This window comes from Xenorhabdus sp. SGI 60, from assembly GCF_056632175.1.
Genome location: NZ_CP196860.1, coordinates 3,995,671 through 4,019,451 on the forward strand (window position 1 = coordinate 3,995,671; position 23,781 = coordinate 4,019,451).

Genomic DNA, 23,781 nt, shown 5'->3' on the forward strand with positions numbered 1-23,781 from the left:
TCCTTCAAGGGCGCATTATGCGTTTATTAATCGTGATTCTTTGTGTTTGATCTCAACACCAGCAACATCCACTAATTTCAGCAGTTGGGAAAAAAGTAAATTAACTGGACGTTGGCTAGACACGGTGAGTTCAATATTTACATTATCATTATCTGTTATATGATCCATATTCAATGCGCATATCTGAAATCCACGGTGACGGGTAACCCTCAAAATCCGCTCCAAAATCTCAGGGCAAAACCGCGCCTTAATAGCAAGTTGATGCTGTATCATAATGATTTCTCCAACATGGTTTCGTTGCTTGCACCTGGTGGAACCAATGGCCAGACATTCTCTAATTCATCAATAGACACATGTAATAAATACGCGCCCTCGCTGTTGAACAAAGCATCCAATGCTTCATCCACTTGTGCTTTGTCAGTCACTTTCTGTCCCGGGATCCCAAATGCCTGCGCCAACGTAAGAAAATCAGGATTATCAGTTAAGATCGTTTCGCTATAACGTTTGTCAAAAAACAACTCTTGCCACTGGCGAACCATGCCTAATCTTTGGTTATCCAATAAGATCAGTTTGACCGGCAATTGCTTGCGTTTAATCGTGCCCAATTCCTGAACATTCATCATGAAGGAGCCGTCACCAGATATGCAGATAACCATATCGTCAGGACGAGCCATCTGAGCACCAATCGCCGCTGGAATGCCGAATCCCATTGTGCCTAATCCACTTGATGTTATGAAATTTTCTGGCTGACTAAAAGTCATGTGTTGAGCAGCCCACATCTGATGCTGCCCAACATCGGTTGTGATAACCGTACTGGACGAAGCACGTTCAGAAACCTGCTTCAACAGTAACGGAGCATAAATACTTTCGCCCTGATAGTCATAACACCATGCATGTTCGTTTTTTAATTGTTTGATTTTTTGCTGCCAGGCTTGGATAGATAAAGGTTGTTGTAAATGAGGCAATAGGGTTTTTAAATCGCCCAATAATGACACATGGGTCTGACGTAATTTATTGAACTCAACGGGATCAATGTCCACATGAATAACTTTGGCATTAGGTGCAAAAGTATTCAGCTTCCCTGTAACACGGTCATCAAAACGCGCTCCGGCAGCAATTAACAAATCACAAGATTGAACGGCAAGGTTAGCGGCCTTAGTCCCATGCATCCCTAACATTCCCAAATAACATTCATGTTCAAAATCTGCCGCGCCCAATCCTTTCAATGTGGAAACAACGGGAATACCCGTTTCAGAGACAAAATTGCGCAACTCAGGAACAGCACCAGACATGCCAACCCCGCCACCCACGTACAAAATAGGTTTCCGGGATGAAACTAACAATTGCCGGGCCAACTCAATCTCTTGTTTTGGGAGAGAGAATTTAGGGGATGCCGGTATTAAATAGGGGGCAAAATCACTTTGGCCTAACTGAATATCTTTTGGTAAATCAACCAGAACAGGGCCTGGACGACCACTCATGGCAATAGAGAAGGCATCGACCATGATTTGGGGTAATTTTTCCAGCGAATCAACAAGAAAGCTATGTTTTGTACAAGAAAGAGACATTCCCAGTATATCGATTTCCTGAAAGGCATCCGTCCCTATAAATTCAGAACTCACCTGTCCGGTAATCGCGACAATAGGAACAGAATCCAATAATGCGTCAGCCAATCCCGTGATTAAATTTGTTGCTCCTGGCCCTGATGTCGCGATGCAAACACCCGGCTTGCCACTTGCCCTCGCATAGCCAATTGCAGCCATAACGGCGCCTTGTTCATGGCGGCATAAAATGTGCTCAACACCGCCATCATACAGCGCATCATAAACTGGCATGATGGCGCCACCTGGATAACCAAAAACTTTTTCAATTCCCTGTTTTCGTAATGCCTCTACAACCGATTGTGCCCCGTTCATTGCCGTCTCCCCTGTTATGTTTATCTTGCCATTGGCTGTTGTGATGTTTTGTTACTTCTGCGTGTCTAACCCAGTATCAGGCCTAAAAAAAACCCCCGCGCCTTTCGGTGCGGGGGTTTTTGGAATCTGGCTATTCTTCTGTCTAAGCCGTTCTTCGTCCAAGTGCAGCCCCGCACGGTGGGATAATCACCACCACGCTCACAATAATTAGGCTAATCACTAGGACAAATGCGTTCATAATTTTATTCGTTTTTAATTCGTATGCTTGACGTATATTTAAGAGTTACCACTTTCTATGATTGTTGACAACGATTATTTTTGTTTTTTTATAACAAAATTATTTTGTTTATATTTTTCATTTAGATAACCAAGAAACAGATAAATCCACTGGAATTCACTCATTTTTAGCTCAGAAAACATTGCCATCTGTTTGTTTAATAAAATTATTAATAAATAAAATAATAAAAAATAAGTTAATCGTCTAAGCTTCTATAACATGGCAAAAATGCGATCGAAATTCATTTTTTATAATTAATTATTATCACGATCAACAGTATATAGGATTAAAATTTATTAAATTAAATTTATGTATTTTATGTGATTATAATTATTAACAAATACCATTCATTACCGTTCTATTTTTTATCATGAGAGTTCCAGTTTGTTAGAATACCCATATATAACACTATGTTATTATTAAAATTCAAACGACTGAATAGTTGTCAGTATTATCATAATAATAAATATATTTACGAACCTTTTCACAAAACAATGAAAGGCGACTTTTCATTATTTTTTATCAATCCATGATAACAGCTTTCTTGCTAAGGAGAGCATCATGGCACTGGCCGTTATTCATACACGGGCAACAATTGGTATTGATTCCCCTATCGTCACGATAGAAGCACATATCAGTAATGGTTTACCCGGTCTCACCCTTGTTGGTTTACCTGAAACGACCGTAAAAGAAGCTAGAGATCGTGTCCGAAGTGCTCTGATCAATAGTGGTTTTACTTATCCTCCCAAAAGGATCACTGTCAATTTAGCGCCAGCAGATCTCCCCAAAGAAGGGGGAAGATATGATTTACCCATCGCTATTGCAATTTTAGCCGCATCGGAACAGATCACGACAGATAAGCTACATAATTACGAGTTTTTAGGTGAGTTAGCACTCTCTGGTGAAATACGGCAAGTTATGGGAGCAATTCCCGCAGCATTGAGTGCAAAAAGAGCTGGAAGACAACTTATCCTCTCCTCAGAGAACCAGACTGAACTGGCAATTTTGTCTCAGAACGAAACGTTAATGGCAAATCATTTGCTGCAAGTCTGCCATTTCTTACGAGGAGAAAACGCGAACTTATCCTCTCCCCCTCCTGTTGAACCACAAACTGAATCATTTGTATTAGATATGCAAGATATTATTGGACAGGAACAAGCTAAACGGGCATTGGAAATCACAGCCGCTGGCGGTCATAATCTTCTGCTACTCGGTCCTCCAGGCACCGGAAAAACTATGCTTGCCAGTCGATTATGTAGTTTGTTACCGCCATTGACGCATCAGGAAGCGTTAGACGTTGCAGCAATCAATAGCTTGGCGGGATGTCCAGTACATCATCAAAAATGGCATACACGCCCATTTAGAGCTCCTCATCACAGCTCTTCAATGGCAGCTCTTGTTGGAGGAGGTTCAATACCCAAGCCAGGAGAGGTTTCACTTGCCCATAATGGCGTGTTATTTCTGGATGAATTACCTGAATTTAACCGCAGTGTCCTTGATGCCCTGCGGGAACCGTTAGAATCTGGCGAAATAGTAATATCCCGTGCCAGAGCAAAAGTCCGTTTTCCTGCCCAAGTTCAATTGATTGCAGCCATGAACCCTAGCCCAACCGGCTATCATCAAGGAATACATAACCGAAGTAGTCCACACCAAGTATTACGTTACCTCTCTAAACTATCAGGCCCTTTTTTAGATCGTTTTGATCTCTCTATTGAAGTTCCTCTGCTTCCTCCAGGAATTTTAAGTCAGTCATCAACAAAATATGGAGAAAGTAGTCAAGAAATCAAAAAACGCGTAGCAAGGGCAAGAAAAATACAAATAGAGCGCTGTGGGTACATCAATGCCCGTCTCAATAGCAAACAAACTGAAGATATTTGCAAAATTAGCATGGAAAATGCCGTTTTTCTGGAAAATACTTTATTGAAATTAGGGCTATCTATACGTGCCTGGCACAGAATACTTAGGGTTTCCCGCACAATTGCAGATTTAAGAGAACAAACAAGAATAGAAAAACCAGATATTATGGAAGCACTCAGCTACCGAAGTATGGATAGGTTACTTATACAATTACAGAAGCAGGCTGGATAAGTTATCGGTTAGAAGAGGGACTGCTGCCCCTCCTAGATAGATGATTAATATTAATGATGGTATTAATCATCAGTATCGGTATAGTCCTCCGAAGAATCAAGCGGCGGTTTTCCACCGGAAAGGGTATGAAAACGTTTTGGACGGCTAATTTTTGCCAAATATTTAATCCATACCTTTTCTTCTGTCGTTGCAGGTGCACGTTCACCACGGCAAACTGCAACAAACAGTTCTTCTTCTTCTGTTTGAGGTTCACGTTTACCAAGGTCCAATTCATTGAACGCATGACCATAACGTTCTAGCAATTGAGCCTCTTTGATGGTGAAATCACCATGACGGGAAAATCCACGTGGATAATTTTTATTATCAAAAAAACGATTAGTCGTGATGAAGCTTTCAGCCATCTGACACACTCCTAACTCTAAGTCATACTAATTATGGCGCGGAGTATTAGGGAGGCTTGACATTCTGTAAAACAAAATATTTAAATCTTAACGACAAAAACTATTGGAGATGCATGTGGATACTGAATTACTGAAAACCTTTTTGGAAGTCAGTAAGACTCGTCACTTTGGTCGGGCAGCTGAATCGCTCTATTTAACACAATCCGCTGTTAGTTTTCGTATCCGTCAACTAGAAAATCAGTTGGGTACTAATCTATTCACTCGACATCGTAATAATATCCGCCTAACTGCAGCCGGAGAACGCCTGGTGCCTTATGCAGAATCACTAATGAGTACCTGGCAATTGGCGAAGAAAGAAATCAATTATATTGCCCAACATACAAAACTCTCTATCGGCGCTACAGCATCCCTATGGGAAAGTTATCTAACATCCTGGATAAATACGTTTTATCGACACCATCGGGAAACAAGAATCGAGTCTTTCGTTTCAACACGCCAGTCACTAGTCAAGCAATTACATTCTCGTGAATTAGATCTGTTAATTACCACTGAACCACCCAAAATGGATGAGTTTCAAAGTCAGCTGATAGGTAATATCCAGCTTATTTTATTAACAACCCTGCATAACCTTGATAAGACGGTAGAAAATTATATTAAATTAGAGTGGGGAGCTGATTTTCACCAGCAAGAACAACAAATCTTAAAGAACGATCATCCACCTATCATTACAACCACATCAGCACATATTGCCAGAGAGTTATTGGATAGCGTTAATGCTGCAACCTTCCTTCCTGTACATTGGCAAGAAGAATATCCGAAACTTGTTGCCTTACCTAATAATCAGTTAATAGAACGGCCATTGTACGCTGTATGGCTACAAAACAGTGACCAACAAGCGCTTATCCAACACTTATTAAAAATTCCTGTTGAGAAAGCACCTGTAACTACCAAAAAATAATTTTTTATAGAAAAAATAATGAGTTATGTACGGTATAGTCCGCAAAGGAGTAGCGCCCGCAAAGAAATTAGAATTACACGAGACTAGAAGTTAAAACTATAGGTCAGTAAAAACACAGGTCAGTAAAAACACAGGTCAGTAAAAATATAGGTCAGAACTGCAATATTTAAGCTATAGTACGTTAGAACTGTATAAAAAATGACAAACAAGAAAAACCCAGCTAACTTTAGCTGGGCTATTAATCTGAAAGCTATATCAATTATTACTTATTTGTTAACTGGCAGGGGCGGAGAGGCTCGAACTCCCAACACCCGGTTTTGGAGACCGGTGCTCTACCAATTGAACTACGCCCCTAAATACGGTGGCGGTGCGGACGGGACTCGAACCCGCGACCCCCGGCGTGACAGGCCGGTATTCTAACCAACTGAACTACCGCACCACCGAATTTCTCTATCTGTGCTGCCTTTTGTGCCGGCAACACGTTTTTTAATCAATGTCTGGCAGTGTCCTACTCTCACATGGGGAGACCCCACACTACCATCGGCGCTACGGCGTTTCACTGCTGAGTTCGGCATGGGATCAGGTGGGACCACCGCGCTGTTACCGCCAGACAAATGCTGTATTCAATCCCGAACAAGCTGCTGTGCTCTCTGAAACCTTCTCTCAATCCCCAAAACACCTTCGGTGTTGTCAGGTTAAGCCGCACGGCTCATTAGTACCGGTTAGCTCAACGTCTCGCAACGCTTACACACCCGGCCTATCGACGTCCTCGTCTCGGACGGTCCTTCAGTACCCTCAAAGGAGTAAGGGAAGACTCATCTTAAGGCAAGTTTCCCGCTTAGATGCTTTCAGCGGTTATCTCTTCCGCACTTAGCTACCGGGCAATGCCATTGGCATGACAACCCGAACACCAGTGGTGCGTCCACTCCGGTCCTCTCGTACTAGGAGCAGCCCCTTGCAATCTTCCAACGCCCACGGCAGATAGGGACCGAACTGTCTCACGACGTTCTAAACCCAGCTCGCGTACCACTTTAAATGGCGAACAGCCATACCCTTGGGACCTACTTCAGCCCCAGGATGTGATGAGCCGACATCGAGGTGCCAAACACCGCCGTCGATATGAACTCTTGGGCGGTATCAGCCTGTTATCCCCGGAGTACCTTTTATCCGTTGAGCGATGGCCCTTCCATTCAGAACCACCGGATCACTATGACCTGCTTTCGCACCTGCTCGAGCTGTCACTCTCGCAGTCAAGCTGGCTTATGCCATTGCACTAACCTCCTGATGTCCGACCAGGATTAGCCAACCTTCGTGCTCCTCCGTTACGCTTTGGGAGGAGACCGCCCCAGTCAAACTACCCACCAGACACTGTCCGCAACCCGGATAACGGGTCCGCGTTAGAACATCAAACATTCAAGGGTGGTATTTCAAGGATGGCTCCGTGCAGACTGGCGTCCACACTTCACAGCCTCCCACCTATCCTACACATCAAGGCTCAAGGTTCAGTGTCAAGCTATAGTAAAGGTTCACGGGGTCTTTCCGTCTTGCCGCGGGTACACTGCATCTTCACAGCGAGTTCAATTTCACTGAGTCTCGGGTGGAGACAGCCTGGCCATCATTACGCCATTCGTGCAGGTCGGAACTTACCCGACAAGGAATTTCGCTACCTTAGGACCGTTATAGTTACGGCCGCCGTTTACTGGGGCTTCGATCAAGAGCGTCGCGTTGCCGCTAACCCCATCAATTAACCTTCCAGCACCGGGCAGGCGTCACACCGTATACGTCCACTTTCGTGTTTGCACAGTGCTGTGTTTTTATTAAACAGTTGCAGCCAGCTGGTATCTGCGACTGGCCTCAGCTCCGGACGCCTGGTCCTTCACCTAACGCCAGCGTGCCTTCTCCCGAAGTTACGGCACCATTTTGCCTAGTTCCTTCACCCGAGTTCTCTCAAGCGCCTGAGTATTCTCTACCTGACCACCTGTGTCGGTTTGGGGTACGATGGACCATAATCTGAAGCTTAGGGGCTTTTCCTGGAAGCGGGGCATCAGCAACTTCAGCACCGTAGTGCCTCGTCATCGTGCCTCAGTGTTAGGGATAACCGGATTTGCCTGATTATCCCACCTACACACTTAAACCGGGACGACCGTCGCCCGGATTGCCTAGCCTTCTCCGTCCCCCCATCGCAATTATGGCCCGTACAGGAATATTAACCTGTTGCCCATCGACTACGCTTTTCAGCCTCGCCTTAGGGGTCGACTCACCCTGCCCCGATTAACGTTGGACAGGAACCCTTGGTCTTCCGGCGAGCGGGTTTTTCACCCGCTTTATCGTTACTTATGTCAGCATTCGCACTTCTGATACCTCCAGCAAACCTCACAGTTCACCTTCAACGGCTTACAGAACGCTCCCCTACCCAACAACACATTCATGTCGCTGCCGCAGCTTCGGTGCATGGTTTAGCCCCGTTACATCTTCCGCGCAGGCCGACTCGACCAGTGAGCTATTACGCTTTCTTTAAATGATGGCTGCTTCTAAGCCAACATCCTGGCTGTCTGAGCCTTCCCACTTCGTTTCCCACTTAACCATGACTTGGGGACCTTAGCTGGCGGTCTGGGTTGTTTCCCTCTTCACGACGGACGTTAGCACCCGCCGTGTGTCTCCCGTGATAACATTCTTCGGTATTCGCAGTTTGCATCGGGTTGGTAAGTCGGGATGACCCCCTAGCCGAAACAGTGCTCTACCCCCGAAGATGAGTTCACGAGGCGCTACCTAAATAGCTTTCGGGGAGAACCAGCTATCTCCCGGTTTGATTGGCCTTTCACCCCCAGCCACAAGTCATCCGCTAATTTTTCAACATTAGTCGGTTCGGTCCTCCAGTTAGTGTTACCCAACCTTCAACCTGCCCATGGCTAGATCACCGGGTTTCGGGTCTATACCCTGCAACTTAACGCCCAGTTAAGACTCGGTTTCCCTGCGGCTCCCCTATACGGTTAACCTTGCTACAGAATATAAGTCGCTGACCCATTATACAAAAGGTACGCAGTCACCCTGATAAATCAGGGCTCCCACTGCTTGTACGTACACGGTTTCAGGTTCTCTTTCACTCCCCTCGCCGGGGTTCTTTTCGCCTTTCCCTCACGGTACTGGTTCACTATCGGTCAGTCAGGAGTATTTAGCCTTGGAGGATGGTCCCCCCACGTTCAGACAGGATACCACGTGTCCCGCCCTACTCTTCGAGCTCACAATATCACACCTCTTCGGATACGGGGCTGTCACCCTTTACTGCCGGCCTTTCCAGACCGTTCTCCTGACGTGTGTATCGCTGATGGCTCTGGGCTCCTCCCCGTTCGCTCGCCGCTACTGGGGGAATCTCGGTTGATTTCTTTTCCTCGGGGTACTGAGATGTTTCAGTTCCCCCGGTTCGCCTCATTAACCTATGAATTCAGTTAATGATGGTGCAACGGATTGCACCGGGTTTCCCCATTCGGACATCGCCGGCTGATAGCGCTTCATATCAGCTCACCGGCGCTTTTCGCAGATTAGCACGTCCTTCATCGCCTCTGACTGCCTAGGCATCCACCGTGTACGCTTAGTCGCTTAACCTCACAACCCGAAGGTGTCTTCGAATCGGAGTTATTGAGAGACTCCTCAATACCGTCCTCAAGACAGATACTGAGTGTTTCAAATTTTCAGCTTGTTCCAGATTGTTAAAGAGCTAATATTGCTAAACCGACGCGCACGTCCGCTTAACAATATTTCGGTGGCACCGTCTTTCACCCGATACCAGAGCAAGATGGCGTCCCCTAGGGGATTCGAACCCCTGTTACCGCCGTGAAAGGGCGGTGTCCTAGGCCTCTAGACGAAGGGGACTCAAAGTCTTCTTCGCAGACGCTTGCTCTGCTTTATTTCATCAGACAATCTGTGTGAGCACTGCAACAAAATCCACTATCTTTTCGGTAAGGAGGTGATCCAACCGCAGGTTCCCCTACGGTTACCTTGTTACGACTTCACCCCAGTCATGAATCACAAAGTGGTCAGCGCCCTCCCGAAGGTTAAGCTACCGACTTCTTTTGCAACCCACTCCCATGGTGTGACGGGCGGTGTGTACAAGGCCCGGGAACGTATTCACCGTAGCATGCTGATCTACGATTACTAGCGATTCCGACTTCATGGAGTCGAGTTGCAGACTCCAATCCGGACTACGACAGACTTTATGAGGTCCGCTTGCTCTCGCGAGGTCGCTTCTCTTTGTATCTGCCATTGTAGCACGTGTGTAGCCCTACTCGTAAGGGCCATGATGACTTGACGTCATCCCCACCTTCCTCCGGTTTATCACCGGCAGTCTCCCTTGAGTTCCCACCATGACGTGCTGGCAACAAAGGATAAGGGTTGCGCTCGTTGCGGGACTTAACCCAACATTTCACAACACGAGCTGACGACAGCCATGCAGCACCTGTCTCACGGGTCCCGAAGGCACTTCCGCATCTCTGCAGAATTCCGTGGATGTCAAGAGTAGGTAAGGTTCTTCGCGTTGCATCGAATTAAACCACATGCTCCACCGCTTGTGCGGGCCCCCGTCAATTCATTTGAGTTTTAACCTTGCGGCCGTACTCCCCAGGCGGTCGATTTAACGCGTTAGCTCCGGAAGCCACAGCTCAAGGCCACAACCTCCAAATCGACATCGTTTACAGCGTGGACTACCAGGGTATCTAATCCTGTTTGCTCCCCACGCTTTCGCACCTGAGCGTCAGTCTTCGTCCAGGGGGCCGCCTTCGCCACCGGTATTCCTCCACATCTCTACGCATTTCACCGCTACACGTGGAATTCTACCCCCCTCTACGAGACTCTAGTCAACCAGTCTTAGATGCCATTCCCAGGTTAAGCCCGGGGATTTCACATCTAACTTAATTGACCGCCTGCGTGCGCTTTACGCCCAGTAATTCCGATTAACGCTTGCACCCTCCGTATTACCGCGGCTGCTGGCACGGAGTTAGCCGGTGCTTCTTCTGCGGGTAACGTCAATCACAGCACTTATTCAGTCCTGTGCCTTCCTCCCCGCTGAAAGTACTTTACAACCCGAAGGCCTTCTTCATACACGCGGCATGGCTGCATCAGGCTTGCGCCCATTGTGCAATATTCCCCACTGCTGCCTCCCGTAGGAGTCTGGGCCGTGTCTCAGTCCCAGTGTGGCTGGTCATCCTCTCAGACCAGCTAGGGATCGTCGCCTAGGTGAGCCATTACCCCACCTACCAGCTAATCCCATCTGGGTTCATCCGATGGCGTGAGGCCCGAAGGTCCCCCACTTTGCTCGTTCGAGGTTATGCGGTATTAGCCACCGTTTCCAGTGGTTATCCCCCTCCATCGGGCAGATCCCCAGACATTACTCACCCGTCCGCCGCTCGCCGGCAGGAAAGCACGCTTTCCCCGCTGCCGCTCGACTTGCATGTGTTAGGCCTGCCGCCAGCGTTCAATCTGAGCCATGATCAAACTCTTCAATTAAAGTGTTTGATGCTCAAAGAATTCTGACTGTTCGTTCATAATGAATTAACTGTTCAGTCACTCTTCAAGACTGTTTAATCTTTTTCGCCTTGCGGCGTCAGATAGTGTCTTGCGAGTGCCCACACAGATTGTCTGATTAATTTGTTAAAGAGCGGGGGCAACCGGAAGCCTCTTCCGGGTTGCGAGGCTGCGTATCTTACGCTTTTCGCCTCGGGAGTCAAGCGATTATTTTCGCTTTTCTCTCACTGCCCTTCGCGGCCTGTTTCAGCGCAGCGTCGGTCAGTGGTGGCGCATTATAGGGTGTTTTACGGCGCTGACAATAGTTTTTTGCAATTTTATCTTCAAGTGGGCATTTTTTGCCCTTTTAAATATAAAAACCACTCAAATAGGCTAAAATTAATGCGGCTCATTCCATTGCATGGCGTTTTTTTCCTCAATAACATTCCTATATAATTGCTTATACATTTGCGATCCACTCTTACTGTTGAGGTTTTTATGCCTACTGTTTTACGCCAATATCTAAATTTCTATCCTCAAGTCGGCCAAAAAGTTCTTTTAGATCCTTCTTCTGTTGTAATTGGAAATGTCAGATTAGCAGACAATGTCAGCATTTGGCCCCTTGTAGTTATCAGGGGAGATGTAAATTATGTCTCAATTGGTTCACGTACAAATATTCAAGATGGTTCTGTTTTACATGTGACTCATAAATCTCCTGATAATCCAAATGGTTTCCCTCTAATAATTGGCGAAGATGTCACGGTAGGTCATAAATCAATGCTACATGGGTGTAAAATTGGGAATCGAGTCTTAGTTGGCATGGGTTCCATTTTACTTGATGGAGTGACTATTGAAGACGATGTTGTGATTGGAGCTGGTAGCCTAGTTCCTCCAGGTAAAAAATTAAAAAGCGGTTACCTGTACGTCGGTAGTCCTGCCAAACAAGTACGAAAACTCAAACCTGAAGAATTGGAAGGGCTGCTTTATTCCGCTAATAATTACGTTAGCTGGAAAAATGACTACCTATCAACACAATCTGAAAGCAAAGAGTAGCGCCCAAATTGATCATCATGCCCACTCAAAATGGTTGTTTCAAACTCTTCTTCCAAATCCCAACGATGTTGGCGAAACAAATCGAGTGGGTGATGATCCTTGCCATAACGCCCTATTATCTCATCAGAACTAATCATACACTCCACCAGCAAACCATCCACCATTGCTGGGAATATTACCTTATTTTCTATCGCATCCCACTCTTCACGATCAGGAAATTGAATTGATTGGTTCATGCATGTAACTCCCGTCTTAAGGCCGTTAAAACAGGTTCTATTTCAGGGAACACTCCATGCCATAATTCAAAAGAATACGCAGCCTGCCCTACTAACATTCCTAAGCCATCAGCCAAACGTGAAACACCATTTTGGTGAGCGAACGTAAGGAAAGGCGTTAATCCATGCTGGTAATACATGTCGTAACACACACTATTATTTTGAAAAATCAACGGAGAGATGGCAGGAATTTGTCCATCAAGGCCAGAAGCTGTTGCATTAATGATAATATCAAAATCTGGAGGAATAAGGCCAAGAGCACTCATTTCAATGGCCTGAATATCACCTAATAGAGAAAATGTATTTGCGATTATTTGAGCACGTTCAAATGTTCGGTTAGTAATAGTGACTGAACAGCCCAGTGATAACAAAGGAGACAATACACCTTTCGCAGCTCCACCAGCGCCTATGATCAGAATCTTCTGTCCTTGAGAGAGGAATTTGAGTCGCTGCAAGTCTACTAATAATCCCATTCCATCAGTATTGTCACCGAGCAGTCGGTTTCCCGATATCCGTTTTAATGTGTTAACTGCACCACAGATACTCGCCCGTTCAGTCAATTCATCTGAGCATTTATAGGCACTTTCTTTGAAAGGAACAGTGATATTCGCACCTAATCCCCCCTGTTCGAAAAAGTGAGCTAAGGTTTGTTCAAAGTTTTCTACCGGAGCAAGTACTCTCCCATACTGATGCTCGATACCTGTTTGTTCAGCAAACAATCGATGAATATAAGGAGATTTACTATGCGCAATTGGATTACCAAAAACAGCGAATTTATCCATGATTACCTATCCTTTCCGATATAATTTGCCAGTTAACGCATCCCTGATTTCTGATGGATTCTTACGCCCACCAACTTCTCCTTCTAATATTGGGACACGATTGCCAAATTGCTGTCGTACTTCTTCTACACTACGACATGGGTCTAATCCACTTAGATTCGCACTGGTCGAAACAAGTGGTTTTTCATATATAGCGCATAGCTGCTGAACCAAAGGGTGATCCGTAACTCGAACGGCCAATGTTGAAAATTTGCCAGTCAACCATTTTGGTGTGGTTGCTTTCGCGGGGATTACCCACGTAACAGGACCAGGCCAAGATGAGAGTATGGTTTCTTTCTGTGTATCATTTATCTGTTCATCATCAATATAAGGACATAATCTCTCATACTTATCAGCAATAAGAATTAGCCCTTTCTCCCAAGGCCTATTTTTCAACGCTAATAGCTCTTGCACTGCATTTTCACTATCAGGGTCACACCCTAATCCAAAAACGGCTTCAGTAGGATAAGCAATAACTTTTTCTTCTTCTAAGGCCGTGATAACTTCATCAAATACTGGTGAGATTACGTAACTCATTTCATTTCTCAATTTCGTTAACTTGTTGCTTACTACACAATTTACTGGCACAAAATAATTTTACGCCTTGGGAAGTGCGCTTTTCTATTAACAATGGGTAGTGACAAAACGTGCATTCACCTGAGATAGGCTTATTGTTAAGTACAAACTGACACTCTGGATAGCGATTACAGGAATAAAATGTCTTACCAAAACGAGATTTACGCTGGAGTAATTTTCCTTGCTGGCATTGAGGACAATTAATTGACGTATCATCTGGTTTATCAATTAATTCTGTATATTCACATTCAGGATAATGACCACAGCCAATAAACATACCGTAACGCCCTTGACGTAAGACTAAAGTGAATCCACATTTTGGACAAACTTGCCCATCCAATTCTTTAACAATATGTCCGTCTACTTGTGCTTTCAAAGGACGAAGATAATGGCAAGATGGATAACTGGAACACGCATAAAATGGGCCATGATCGCCATTGCGGATCACTAACTCAGCATTACACTCAGGGCAACGCTCTATTTCTTTTATAGTAAAAGACACTTTTTTAGACATATCTCACTCGCTGAATATCGGCAGCCGCCATGACATTGGAAAAAGCACAAATTAAATCGCTTAATTAGTTCGGACATACCCACCAGCAACAACAGCAACTTTTCCCATGAGTTCCAACTCCAATAATTTGGTCATAACTTCGGTAACAGGCAGGGAAGAACGCTGGGCAATCACATCAATAGGTGTGACTTCACTACTTACGTTAACCAGCACATCCACAAATGGCAACTCTGTTTGTTCAAATTGTTTATTTTCTTCCTCCTGACCTTTCCCTTCTACGTTAACCCATTGAAATGAAGAGCTAATATGTTCCATAATATCTATTACATTTGTTGCCAAATAAGCCCCTTGTTTAATCAACCAATGATTACCTTCGTTCGCAGGAGTGCCTAATGGACCAGGTAATGCAAAGATGTCTCGCCCTTGTTCAAGTGCACAACGCGCTGTAATCAGTGATCCACTATTCTTATGAGCTTCCACAATAAGAAGAGCCAAACTTAACCCACTAATAATTCGATTTCGCCTTGGGAAATGTTTGGCTTTAGGTGGTGCATCAGGAAAAAATTCGGAAACTAATGCCCCATTTTCTTTAATATGTCCGGCCAAGGACTTATGTCTACTGGGGTAGATATTTTTAAAACCACTACCAAGTACCGCGACTGTTTTCCCTCCCGAATCTAATGCTGCCTGATGGCAGATACCGTCAATACCAATCGCCAGTCCACTAGTTATTACCAGATTATTTTTAGCCAAATCACTAGCAAATATCTTTCCCCATTTTTCACCATAAAAAGTCGCAGCCCTACTACCAACCATTGAAATTTGCTTTTGAGATAAGACCGATACATCACCTATAACAAAAAGAACAAGAGGTGGAGAGTGTATTTGCTTTAATAAAGGCGGATATGCGGGATGAGAGAAAGTCAACAAATGATGATCTGGTTGTTCTAACCAATTGAGAGCCGAAATCAGCACAGAAGTGTTAGCTTTCATAAATTGCAAGCATTGTGCAGATGACAGACCACATGCTTTAAGAGAAGATATACTGCAATTTTTCGTTTGTAACAGGCGATCCATAATAAACATGGCCTTCGCTGCTGAAAGATAAGAGACCATTTTCATTCTTAACCACATTTCCATCGCTTCCATATCGTCATCCTGACCTAAGGTTGAGAGCAATCCTCTCATGATTAATTTATGTTCAATACTGTCAATCTAAATGGGAAATGTCTAGAATAGGCATCGATTATCACTCACTTTTTGGATGCAGTTCTAAACATATATGTCAATTTTACAAGTATTACATTATCCAGACGAACGACTTCGCACAGTTGCCAAGCCAGTAGAAAAAGTCGATGCAGAAATTCAGCGTATCGTTGATGATATGTTTGAAACGATGTATGCAGAGGAAGGTATTGGTTTAGCGGCAACACAAGTCGATATACATCAGAGAATTATTGTCATTGACGTCTCTGAGGAGCGTGATCAACGTCTTGTTCTGATTAACCCGGAATTGATTAATGCAACCGGTGAAACAGGAATAGAAGAAGGTTGTTTATCTGTTCCTGAACAGCGTGGATTTGTGCCTCGTTCTGAGCAAGTAAAAATTAAGGCCTTAGACTATAACAGCCAACCATTTGAATTAGAAGCTGATGGATTATTGGCAATCTGTATTCAACATGAAATGGATCATTTAGTCGGTAAACTCTTTGTTGATTATTTATCACCATTGAAACGCCAACGCATCCGTCAGAAAGTTGAAAAAATTGACCGACTGAGAGCCAAAAACAAATAACTTTTATTATCGCAGGAAATAACAGTGTCTGATTCTTTACGTATTATTTTTGCCGGAACGCCTGATTTCGCGGCTCGCCATCTGACTGCTTTATTAAACTCTCAACACCAGGTTGTCGGAGTGCTCGCTCCACCAGACAAACCGGCAGGAAGAGGTAAGAAACTGACACCAAGTCCTGTAAAGGTATTGGCTGAAGAACATGATATTCCTGTTTTCCAGCCAAAAACCTTACGTACAGAAGAAAGCCAGCAATGGATCATAGAGCAGCAAGCTGATATTATGATCGTTGTTGCCTATGGCTTAATTCTTCCTCAAGCCATTTTAGATATACCACGTCTAGGATGTTTGAATGTCCACGGTTCTTTGCTACCTCGCTGGCGTGGTGCAGCCCCCATTCAGCGCTCCATTTGGGCTGGCGACCAAGAAACTGGCATAACGATCATGCAAATGGATGCAGGACTTGATACGGGTAATATGCTGTTGAAAGCCATTTGCCCAATTACAAATGAAGATACTAGTGCTAGTTTATACGAAAAACTTGCCAATATTGGGCCAAAAGCCCTACTCAACACCTTAGATTTAATCACATCGGAGACATGTCAACCTGAAATTCAGGATGACACACTTGCGACCTACGCCGAAAAACTGAGTAAAGAGGAAGCAAAAGTAGATTGGAATTTACCTGCAAGCCAAATTGAGCGTTGTATTCGTGCTTTCAACCCTTGGCCTATGAGCTTCTTCTTAGTTGATGATCAACCAATTAAAATCTGGCTGTCAGAAGTCATTGCAGAGCAAACCACCCAAGCTCCTGGAACAATTATCAGCGCAGATAAAAAAGGTATTCAAATTGCAACTGCGGATGGGATATTAAATATTGTTCAATTGCAACCACCGGGCAAGAAAGCAATGTCGGTTGCCGATCTCTTAAACTCCAAACGTGAGTGGTTTACACCTGGCAGCAAAATCAACTGATACTAACCTGACTTTGCCTGAATATTTTAGCCTTCAGGCTTCTTCCTATCTACTATGCTGACGAAAGTCAGCTTTTTGACCATACCATGAAAAATACATATAACCTGAGAAGCATCGCTGCAAAAGCAATCACTCAAGTGCTTGACCAAGGGCAATCCCTCAGTACTGTTATCCCTGAACTCCAACAAAAAGTTTCTGATAAAGATAAGGCGTTGTTGCAAGAAATCTGTTTTGGTGTGATGAGAGTATTACCTCAGCTTGAGTGGTTTATCAGTCAACTAATGGCAAAGCCATTGAAAGGAAAACAACGTATTTTCCACTACCTAATCATGGTTGGTATATATCAGCTGATATATACACGTATACCTGCACACGCTGCACTTGCCGAAACCGTCAATGGCGCTACTAATTTAAAACGACCACAGCTTAAAGGGGTAATTAATGGTGTCCTTCGCCAATTTCAGCGCCAACAACAAGAATTAATCGAACGGGCAAATAATCAACACCTACATCCCAAATGGCTGCTAGAACGCATTCAAAAAGCATATCCACAAAATTGGCAAACTATAGTGAATGCCAACAACCAAAAACCACCTATGTGGCTACGAGTTAACCAATTCCATCATACGGCGAAAGAATATCTTGCACTATTAGAAGAAGCTAATATAGAAGCAGAATTAGATATCAACCATCCTAGTGCTATTCGTCTTCTGAACCCCTGTCCTGTCAGTGCATTACCCGGATTTAGCCAAGGCTGGGTAACTATTCAGGATCGCTCCGCACAGGGATGTGCTGAACTCTTAGGCCCATGTAACGGTGAATCTATACTGGATCTTTGTGCTGCACCTGGCGGAAAAACTACTCATATCCTCGAAATAGCACCAAAATCTAAGGTTCTCGCTATCGATATTGATGAGCAACGAATTAAGCGAGTAAAAGAGAACTTACAACGACTTAACTTGCATGCTGTCGTCAAAACAGGTGATGGACGCCTTCCACACGAATGGGCTGCTGATGAACAATTTGATCGTATTCTTCTTGACGCGCCATGCTCTGCTACAGGGGTTATTCGCCGTCACCCTGACATAAAATGGCTGCGCAGGAATGAAGATATAAATCAACTGGTTACATTGCAATCTGAAATCCTTGAAGCTATCTGGCCATATTTGAAGCGGAATGGCACGCTGGTTTATGCCACCTGTTCAATTTTACCTCAGGAAAATAGTGAGCAAATAAAAGAGTTTTTGGCCCGTCATCCCGATGCAGTATTATCAGAAGCAGGTAATTCGGATACTCCTGGAACACAAATTATTCCAGAAGCTACGGGCGGTGACGGTTTCTTTTATGCCCGACTAACTAAGCAATAATAACGCTCTCTCGTTCCAACTGAACGAGAGAATTTTATGGTTTTGCTAAAATATCAAGAATAAAAGATGGCTTCCAATTGAGAAGAGAATGCTATGAAGATAATCATTCTGGGTGCTGGCCAGGTTGGTGGAACATTAGCTGAGAATTTAGTTGATGAAAACAATGATATTACTGTCGTTGATACTGATACAGATCGTCTACGCCAGTTACAGGATAAATTCGATCTCCGAGTTGTCAATGGCCATGGCTCCCATCCCAGAGTATTGAAGGAAGCTGGCGCTGAAGATGCTGATATGTTAATAGCTGTCACAAATTCAGATGAAACCAATATGGTTGCATGCCAAATTGCTTATTCTCTATTTAACACACCTAATAAAGTCGCCAGAATACGCTCATCAGAATATATCCGAGAATCAGAAAAATTATTTCAACCTGATGATATTCCTATTGATTATCTAATATCTCCTGAGCAACTGGTTATTGATTACATCTATAAATTAATCCAATACCCAGGAGCATTACAAGTTGTTAATTTTGCTGAAGGGCGTGTCAGCATTGTCGCGGTTAAGGCCTATTATGGTGGTTCACTGGTAGGCAATGCCTTATCCTCACTCCGAGAGCATATGCCACATATTGATAGCAAAGTTGCTGCAATATTTCGTCAAGATCGCCCTATTAGACCTCAAGGTTCAACAATTATTGAAGCTGGAGATGAAGTCTTCTTCGTTGCTGCATCACAACATATCAGGGCCGTAATGAGCGAATTACAACGCCTTGAAAAACCGTATAAACGCATCATGATTGTTGGTGGCGGTAATGTTGGTGCAGGCCTAGCCTCACGACTTGAAAAAGATTACAGCGTCAAGCTAATTGAACATAACCAAAAAAGAGCCATTGAATTAGCTGAACTATTGCACGATACCATCGTGTTTTATGGCGATGCTTCAGACCAAGAATTACTAGCTGAAGAACACATTGAGCAAGTTGACGTTTTTATAGCGCTAACAAATGATGATGAAGCCAATATTATGTCAGCCATGCTTGCAAAAAGAATGGGGGCCAAAAAAGCAATGGTTCTTATTCAACGCAGTGCATATGTTGATTTAGTACAAGGTGGGGTCATTGATATTGCAATTTCACCTCAACAAGCAACAGTATCGGCGCTACTTGGTCATGTCCGTAAAGCAGATATTGTTAGTGTGTTCTCATTAAGAAGAGGAGTTGCTGAAGCTATCGAGGCCATAGCTCATGGAGATGAACATACTTCAAAAGTTGTTGGGCGTAAGATAGGTGATATCAAATTACCACCAGGAACAACAATAGGTGCCATTGTCCGTAATGAAGAAGTCATCATTGCTAATGATTACAGTATTATTCAACAAGGTGATCATGTAATCATGTTTATTACTGATAAAAAATTCGTGCCTGAAGTAGAAAAGCTTTTCCAGCCAAGTCCTTTCTTCCTGTAAAAACACCAATTCGGACTTATTCGATTATAGTATCTACTTAAAAAGCTAGAAGGCCAATGATAACAACTTGATAAAATTATTATCATTGGCCTCCCAACCATGCTTTTCTTTACGATTATAACTTCCTTTACCTTTTTTATTTTTCTCTACTCTCTGCCTAAACAAAGGATCATGTAATAAGGCTTCTATAGCATTATCTTTGATAACACCTTTTTTATGGCGATATGTTGTCATAATAACCTCTAAATTAATAAAATCATTTTATGATTAAAAACAGTGCGATTGTACTCTTAGCACTCAGAACAATAAAGAAAAATTATCTGTTTGTCGCACCTTCTTCCAGAATTTCTAATATAGAACAATATGTACTGACGTGAGTACTACCACAGCAAGCATCACTCAACATTTTCAAAGAATCACACATTTTTTGCATTTCTAATAATTTTTCTTCAACTTCTCGCAATCTAGAATCAACAATATGTTTTGATTCCTTGCAAGTATGATGCTCAGGATCAACCCGAATAGATAATAGTTCTACAATTGCTTCGAGTGTAAAACCTAATTGTTTTGCATAGCGGATAAAACGTAATCGCTGTAGATCCTGTTCAGTATATAGTCTATAACCACCTTCTGTTCTTTCTCCATGAAGCATCAGCCCCTGTTTTTCATAAAAGCGGATAGTGTCCGGTGTTACACCTGCTAATTTTGCCAACTGACCGATACGATACATAAGATTCTTCCTATCAAGTAGAAAATAATCACAATACTACCAGAATAGGCTAAGAGATCATCTGAACAGGAAAAATTTGCAGATTAGCTGATGAATATAAAACGGAGAATTAGAGGATCAAAATTAACAGGCAATAAAAAACCGGGATAATACCCGGCTTTTTACGCTCCTACAGATTACTCTGCAGACGCTACTTCTGTCTGAGACTCTGCTGCACGGTCAACAAGCTCGATGTATGCCATCGGTGCATTGTCACCTGCACGGAAGCCACACTTCAGAATACGAGTGTAACCACCTGCACGGCTCGCAAAACGCGGGCCCAGTTCATTAAACAGTTTTGCCACGATCTCGTTATCACGAGTACGGGCGAATGCCAGACGACGATTAGCTACGCTGTCGGTCTTGGCAAGAGTAATCAGCGGCTCAACGACGCGACGCAGTTCTTTCGCTTTAGGCAGAGTCGTCTTGATGATTTCATGACGAACTAAAGAACCTGCCATGTTACGAAACATAGCTTGGCGATGGCTGCTGTTGCGGTTCAATTGACGACCACTCTTACGATGGCGCATGACCTTATCCTTCTCAGTAAAACCTTAACCTGTGATCTAGTTACTCATCAGCAATACTTGCTGGTGGCCAGTTTTCCAGACGCATGCCCAGAGAAAGTCCACGTGAAGCCAGTACATCTTTAATCTCAGTAAGAGATTTTTTACCCAAGTTAGGTGTTTTAAGTAACTCAACTTCAGTACGCTGTACCAGATCACCGATGTAGTGGATAGCTTCTGCTTTAAGGCAGTTAGCAGAGCGGACAGTCAATTCCAGATCGTCAACAGGGCGCAGCAGGATCGGATCAAACTCTGGCTTCTCTTCTTTTACTTCTGGTTGACGTACATCACGTAAATCAACGAAAGCTTCTAGTTGTTCAGCCAGAATGGTAGCTGCACGGCGAATCGCCTCTTCAGGATCGATTGTACCGTTAGTTTCCATCTCGATAACCAGCTTATCCAAGTCAGTACGCTGTTCTACACGAGCTGCTTCAACATTGTAGGCGATACGCTCTACTGGGCTATAGCAAGCATCTACTAACAAACGACCGATAGGGCGCTCATCTTCTTCCGAATGAATTCGGGCAGAAGCCGGCACATATCCACGACCGCGCTGAACTTTTATACGCATACTAATGGAAGCGCTTTCGTCAGTCAGATGGCAGATTACGTGCTGCGGCTTGACGATTTCGACATCACCATCATGGATGATATCGGCTGCAGTCACAGGGCCAATGCCAGATTTATTCAAAGTAAGGATAACTTCATCTTTACCCTGAACTTTCACCGCCAGCCCTTTCAGATTGAGGAGAATCTCCAGGATATCTTCCTGTACACCTTCTTTGGTGCTGTACTCATGCAGTACACCATCAATCTCAACCTCAGTCACCGCACAACCCGGCATAGACGAAAGCAGAATACGGCGCAGTGCGTTGCCAAGAGTATGGCCAAAGCCACGCTCTAATGGCTCAAGGGTCACCTTGGCGTGCGTCGAACTGACTTGCTCGATATCTACCAGGCGCGGTTTTAGAAACTCTGTCACAGAACCCTGCATTGTGTCCTCTCTTTGGTACTAAGCTTTACTTAGAGTAAAGCTCGACGATCAGGTGTTCGTTAATGTCAGCGGATAGATCAGTACGTTCAGGAATACGCTTGAACACACCTTCCATCTTCGCAGCATCAACTTCCAACCAAGTTGGTTTCTCACGCTGCTCAGCCAGCTCTAAAGCTGCTTTAATGCGAGCCTGCTTCTTCGCTTTTTCACGAACGCTGACTACGTCATTCGGGGATACCTGATAAGAAGCGATGTTAACAACGCGACCATTTACCATGATAGCCTTGTGGCTTACCATCTGGCGTGATTCAGCACGAGTCGCGCCAAAACCCATACGATAAACGACGTTATCCAAGCGACTTTCCAGCAAATTCAGCAGGTTTTCACCTGTGTTGCCTTTCAGACGAGTCGCTTCTTTATAGTAGTTACGGAATTGACGTTCCAGAACACCGTAAATACGACGAACTTTTTGTTTTTCACGTAACTGTACACCATAGTCAGACAGACGCGGTTTACGTGCGCCGTGCTGGCCTGGTGCCTGTTCTAACTTACACTTGGTGTCAATCGCGCGAACGCCAGACTTCAGGAAAAGGTCTGTACCCTCGCGACGGCTCAGCTTGAGCTTAGGACCCAAATATCTTGCCATTTTCTTTCTCCAACAATCCTAAAAAACGAAGACGTACTAAACGCGACGTTTTTTCGGTGGACGACAACCGTTATGAGGGATCGGAGTCACATCCGTAATATTAGTAATGCGGAAACCAGCCGCATTTAATGCGCGGATAGTTGACTCACGGCCAGGACCAGGTCCTTTAACCATAACTTCCAGGTTCTTAATTCCGTACTCTTTTACTGCTTCAGCGCAGCGCTCTGCCGCAACCTGAGCTGCAAACGGAGTAGATTTACGAGAACCACGGAAACCGGAACCACCGGCAGTTGCCCAACCCAATGCGTTACCCTGACGATCAGTAATAGTAACGATGGTATTGTTGAAAGAAGCATGGATATGAGCCACACCGTCAGAGACTTGTTTTCTTACACGCTTACGTGCACGAATAGGTGCTTTTGCCATTATTCAATACCCCGATTATTTCTTGATCGGTTTACGCGGACCCTTACGGGTACGTGCATTGGTCTTAGTACGCTGACCGCGAACTGGCAGACCACGACGATGACGCAAACCACGATAGCAACCAAGATCCATCAGACGTTTGATACTCAGGGTTACTTCACGACGCAGATCACCTTCTACAACGTATTTGGCAACTTCGTCACGCAGCTTGTCAATTTGCTCTTCAGACAGCTCACTGATCTTAACATTTTCAGCAATGCCCGCTGCTGCACAAATTGCTTGTGAGCGGGTTTTACCGATACCGTAGATCGAAGTTAATGCGATTACAGTATGTTTCTGATCAGGAATGTTAATGCCTGCTATACGGGCCACTATGCACTCCTACAATATTTATTCACTGC

The 23,781-nt window shown here is 44.2% G+C and carries 23 protein-coding genes, 3 tRNA genes and 3 rRNA genes; 7 read left to right on the plus strand and 22 right to left on the minus strand.

Features of this window, described 5'->3' with window-relative positions; translation table 11 throughout:
* Positions 1–15 precede the first annotated feature (15 nt).
* From ilvM to ilvL, 3 genes are all read right to left on the minus strand, one after another.
* Complete coding sequence (ilvM, locus tag ACSJJG_RS18845) at positions 16–273, minus strand: acetolactate synthase 2 small subunit (RefSeq protein WP_481090214.1); 258 nt, start codon at positions 271–273, stop codon at positions 16–18.
* A complete protein-coding gene (gene ilvG / locus ACSJJG_RS18850; RefSeq protein ID WP_481090215.1) occupies positions 270–1,916 on the minus strand; it encodes an acetolactate synthase 2 catalytic subunit in 1,647 nt (548 codons plus the stop codon). The genes ilvM and ilvG overlap by 4 nt, the downstream gene beginning before the upstream one ends.
* 142 nt (positions 1,917–2,058) lie before the next feature.
* Entirely contained in the window at positions 2,059–2,154 is a 96-nt protein-coding gene (gene ilvL, locus ACSJJG_RS18855) for an ilv operon leader peptide (protein WP_152669737.1), read from the minus strand.
* A 600-nt stretch (positions 2,155–2,754) separates the two neighbouring features.
* On the opposite strand from ilvL, the gene ACSJJG_RS18860 reads away from it, so the two are divergent.
* Positions 2,755–4,281: a YifB family Mg chelatase-like AAA ATPase gene (locus tag ACSJJG_RS18860; RefSeq protein WP_481090216.1), complete on the plus strand. Its 1,527-nt coding sequence runs from the start codon at positions 2,755–2,757 to the stop codon at positions 4,279–4,281.
* A gap of 62 nt (positions 4,282–4,343) precedes the next feature.
* Here ACSJJG_RS18860 and ACSJJG_RS18865 read toward each other — a convergent pair whose 3' ends face one another.
* Positions 4,344–4,682, minus strand: coding sequence for a MaoP family protein (locus ACSJJG_RS18865; protein WP_481090217.1), 339 nt, complete (start codon positions 4,680–4,682; stop codon positions 4,344–4,346).
* A gap of 115 nt (positions 4,683–4,797) precedes the next feature.
* On the opposite strand from ACSJJG_RS18865, the gene hdfR reads away from it, so the two are divergent.
* Positions 4,798–5,640 carry an HTH-type transcriptional regulator HdfR gene (gene hdfR, locus ACSJJG_RS18870; RefSeq protein ID WP_481090218.1) on the plus strand — a complete coding sequence of 281 codons (843 nt, stop codon included), beginning with the start codon at positions 4,798–4,800 and terminating at the stop codon, positions 5,638–5,640.
* A 278-nt stretch (positions 5,641–5,918) separates the two neighbouring features.
* Here hdfR and ACSJJG_RS18875 read toward each other — a convergent pair.
* The 6 genes from ACSJJG_RS18875 to ACSJJG_RS18900 form a co-directional block, all read right to left on the minus strand.
* A tRNA-Trp gene (locus ACSJJG_RS18875) sits at positions 5,919–5,994 on the minus strand.
* 8 nt (positions 5,995–6,002) lie between these two features.
* Positions 6,003–6,079 (minus strand) — tRNA-Asp (locus ACSJJG_RS18880).
* A 56-nt stretch (positions 6,080–6,135) separates the two neighbouring features.
* A 5S ribosomal RNA gene (rrf, locus tag ACSJJG_RS18885) occupies positions 6,136–6,251 on the minus strand.
* 80 nt (positions 6,252–6,331) lie between these two features.
* Positions 6,332–9,243 (minus strand): 23S ribosomal RNA (locus ACSJJG_RS18890).
* 191 nt (positions 9,244–9,434) lie between these two features.
* A tRNA-Glu gene (locus ACSJJG_RS18895) sits at positions 9,435–9,510 on the minus strand.
* Between the two features lie 87 nt (positions 9,511–9,597).
* A 16S ribosomal RNA gene (locus ACSJJG_RS18900) occupies positions 9,598–11,139 on the minus strand.
* Together the 16S, 23S and 5S rRNA genes with 3 tRNA genes alongside form the textbook arrangement of a ribosomal RNA operon.
* 495 nt (positions 11,140–11,634) lie before the next feature.
* On the opposite strand from ACSJJG_RS18900, the gene ACSJJG_RS18905 reads away from it, so the two are divergent.
* Positions 11,635–12,189 carry a gamma carbonic anhydrase family protein gene (locus ACSJJG_RS18905; protein ID WP_047771680.1) on the plus strand — a complete coding sequence of 185 codons (555 nt, stop codon included), beginning with the start codon at positions 11,635–11,637 and terminating at the stop codon, positions 12,187–12,189.
* Here ACSJJG_RS18905 and ACSJJG_RS18910 read toward each other — a convergent pair.
* Genes ACSJJG_RS18910 through dprA form a run of 5 tightly spaced genes read right to left on the minus strand, consistent with a single transcriptional unit; the run spans position 12,156 to position 15,524 of the window.
* Positions 12,156–12,425: a DUF1488 family protein gene (locus ACSJJG_RS18910; protein ID WP_481090219.1), complete on the minus strand. Its 270-nt coding sequence runs from the start codon at positions 12,423–12,425 to the stop codon at positions 12,156–12,158. The two genes, ACSJJG_RS18905 and ACSJJG_RS18910, sit on opposite strands and share 34 nt — an antisense overlap.
* Positions 12,422–13,246, minus strand: coding sequence for a shikimate dehydrogenase (gene aroE / locus ACSJJG_RS18915; RefSeq protein ID WP_481090220.1), 825 nt, complete (start codon positions 13,244–13,246; stop codon positions 12,422–12,424). The genes ACSJJG_RS18910 and aroE overlap by 4 nt, the downstream gene beginning before the upstream one ends.
* A gap of 6 nt (positions 13,247–13,252) precedes the next feature.
* Positions 13,253–13,822: an L-threonylcarbamoyladenylate synthase type 1 TsaC gene (gene tsaC / locus ACSJJG_RS18920; protein WP_481090221.1), complete on the minus strand. Its 570-nt coding sequence runs from the start codon at positions 13,820–13,822 to the stop codon at positions 13,253–13,255.
* A gap of 1 nt (position 13,823) precedes the next feature.
* Complete coding sequence (locus tag ACSJJG_RS18925; protein ID WP_481090222.1) at positions 13,824–14,375, minus strand: topoisomerase DNA-binding C4 zinc finger domain-containing protein; 552 nt, start codon at positions 14,373–14,375, stop codon at positions 13,824–13,826.
* 60 nt (positions 14,376–14,435) lie between these two features.
* The gene (gene dprA / locus ACSJJG_RS18930; protein ID WP_481090223.1) at positions 14,436–15,524 is read right to left on the minus strand and encodes a DNA-protecting protein DprA; all 1,089 of its coding nucleotides are present in this window, start codon (positions 15,522–15,524) and stop codon (positions 14,436–14,438) included.
* Between the two features lie 133 nt (positions 15,525–15,657).
* Here dprA and def point away from each other — a divergent pair, with 133 nt between their 5' ends.
* From def to trkA, 4 genes are all read left to right on the plus strand, one after another.
* Entirely contained in the window at positions 15,658–16,170 is a 513-nt protein-coding gene (def, locus tag ACSJJG_RS18935) for a peptide deformylase (RefSeq protein ID WP_481090224.1), read from the plus strand.
* Between the two features lie 24 nt (positions 16,171–16,194).
* Positions 16,195–17,142 (plus strand): methionyl-tRNA formyltransferase, encoded by a 948-nt coding sequence (gene fmt, locus ACSJJG_RS18940; RefSeq protein ID WP_481090225.1) that lies wholly within the window; start codon positions 16,195–16,197, stop codon positions 17,140–17,142.
* 86 nt (positions 17,143–17,228) lie between these two features.
* Positions 17,229–18,509, plus strand: coding sequence for a 16S rRNA (cytosine(967)-C(5))-methyltransferase RsmB (gene rsmB, locus ACSJJG_RS18945; protein ID WP_481090226.1), 1,281 nt, complete (start codon positions 17,229–17,231; stop codon positions 18,507–18,509).
* Between the two features lie 93 nt (positions 18,510–18,602).
* Positions 18,603–19,979, plus strand: coding sequence for a Trk system potassium transporter TrkA (gene trkA, locus ACSJJG_RS18950; RefSeq protein WP_481090227.1), 1,377 nt, complete (start codon positions 18,603–18,605; stop codon positions 19,977–19,979).
* Between the two features lie 45 nt (positions 19,980–20,024).
* On the opposite strand, the gene ACSJJG_RS18955 is transcribed toward trkA, so the two are convergent.
* The 7 genes from ACSJJG_RS18955 to rpsM all read right to left on the minus strand — a co-directional run bounded on the left by ACSJJG_RS18955 (position 20,025) and on the right by rpsM (position 23,752).
* Positions 20,025–20,213 carry an alternative ribosome-rescue factor A gene (locus tag ACSJJG_RS18955; protein WP_099133067.1) on the minus strand — a complete coding sequence of 63 codons (189 nt, stop codon included), beginning with the start codon at positions 20,211–20,213 and terminating at the stop codon, positions 20,025–20,027.
* 82 nt (positions 20,214–20,295) lie between these two features.
* Positions 20,296–20,709, minus strand: coding sequence for a Zn(2+)-responsive transcriptional regulator (gene zntR / locus ACSJJG_RS18960; protein ID WP_481090228.1), 414 nt, complete (start codon positions 20,707–20,709; stop codon positions 20,296–20,298).
* 176 nt (positions 20,710–20,885) lie between these two features.
* Positions 20,886–21,278 (minus strand): 50S ribosomal protein L17, encoded by a 393-nt coding sequence (rplQ, locus tag ACSJJG_RS18965; protein WP_074021494.1) that lies wholly within the window; start codon positions 21,276–21,278, stop codon positions 20,886–20,888.
* 40 nt (positions 21,279–21,318) lie between these two features.
* Positions 21,319–22,308, minus strand: a complete 990-nt coding sequence (locus ACSJJG_RS18970; RefSeq protein WP_038269634.1) for a DNA-directed RNA polymerase subunit alpha — start codon at positions 22,306–22,308, stop codon at positions 21,319–21,321.
* Between the two features lie 25 nt (positions 22,309–22,333).
* The gene (gene rpsD / locus ACSJJG_RS18975) at positions 22,334–22,954 is read right to left on the minus strand and encodes a 30S ribosomal protein S4 (RefSeq protein WP_045960135.1); all 621 of its coding nucleotides are present in this window, start codon (positions 22,952–22,954) and stop codon (positions 22,334–22,336) included.
* A gap of 36 nt (positions 22,955–22,990) precedes the next feature.
* On the minus strand, positions 22,991–23,380 hold the full coding sequence (rpsK, locus tag ACSJJG_RS18980) for a 30S ribosomal protein S11 (protein ID WP_002919257.1): 390 nt from the start codon (positions 23,378–23,380) through the stop codon (positions 22,991–22,993).
* Positions 23,381–23,395: 15 nt separating this feature from the next.
* Complete coding sequence (gene rpsM, locus ACSJJG_RS18985) at positions 23,396–23,752, minus strand: 30S ribosomal protein S13 (RefSeq protein WP_038240472.1); 357 nt, start codon at positions 23,750–23,752, stop codon at positions 23,396–23,398.
* Positions 23,753–23,781 lie beyond the last annotated feature (29 nt).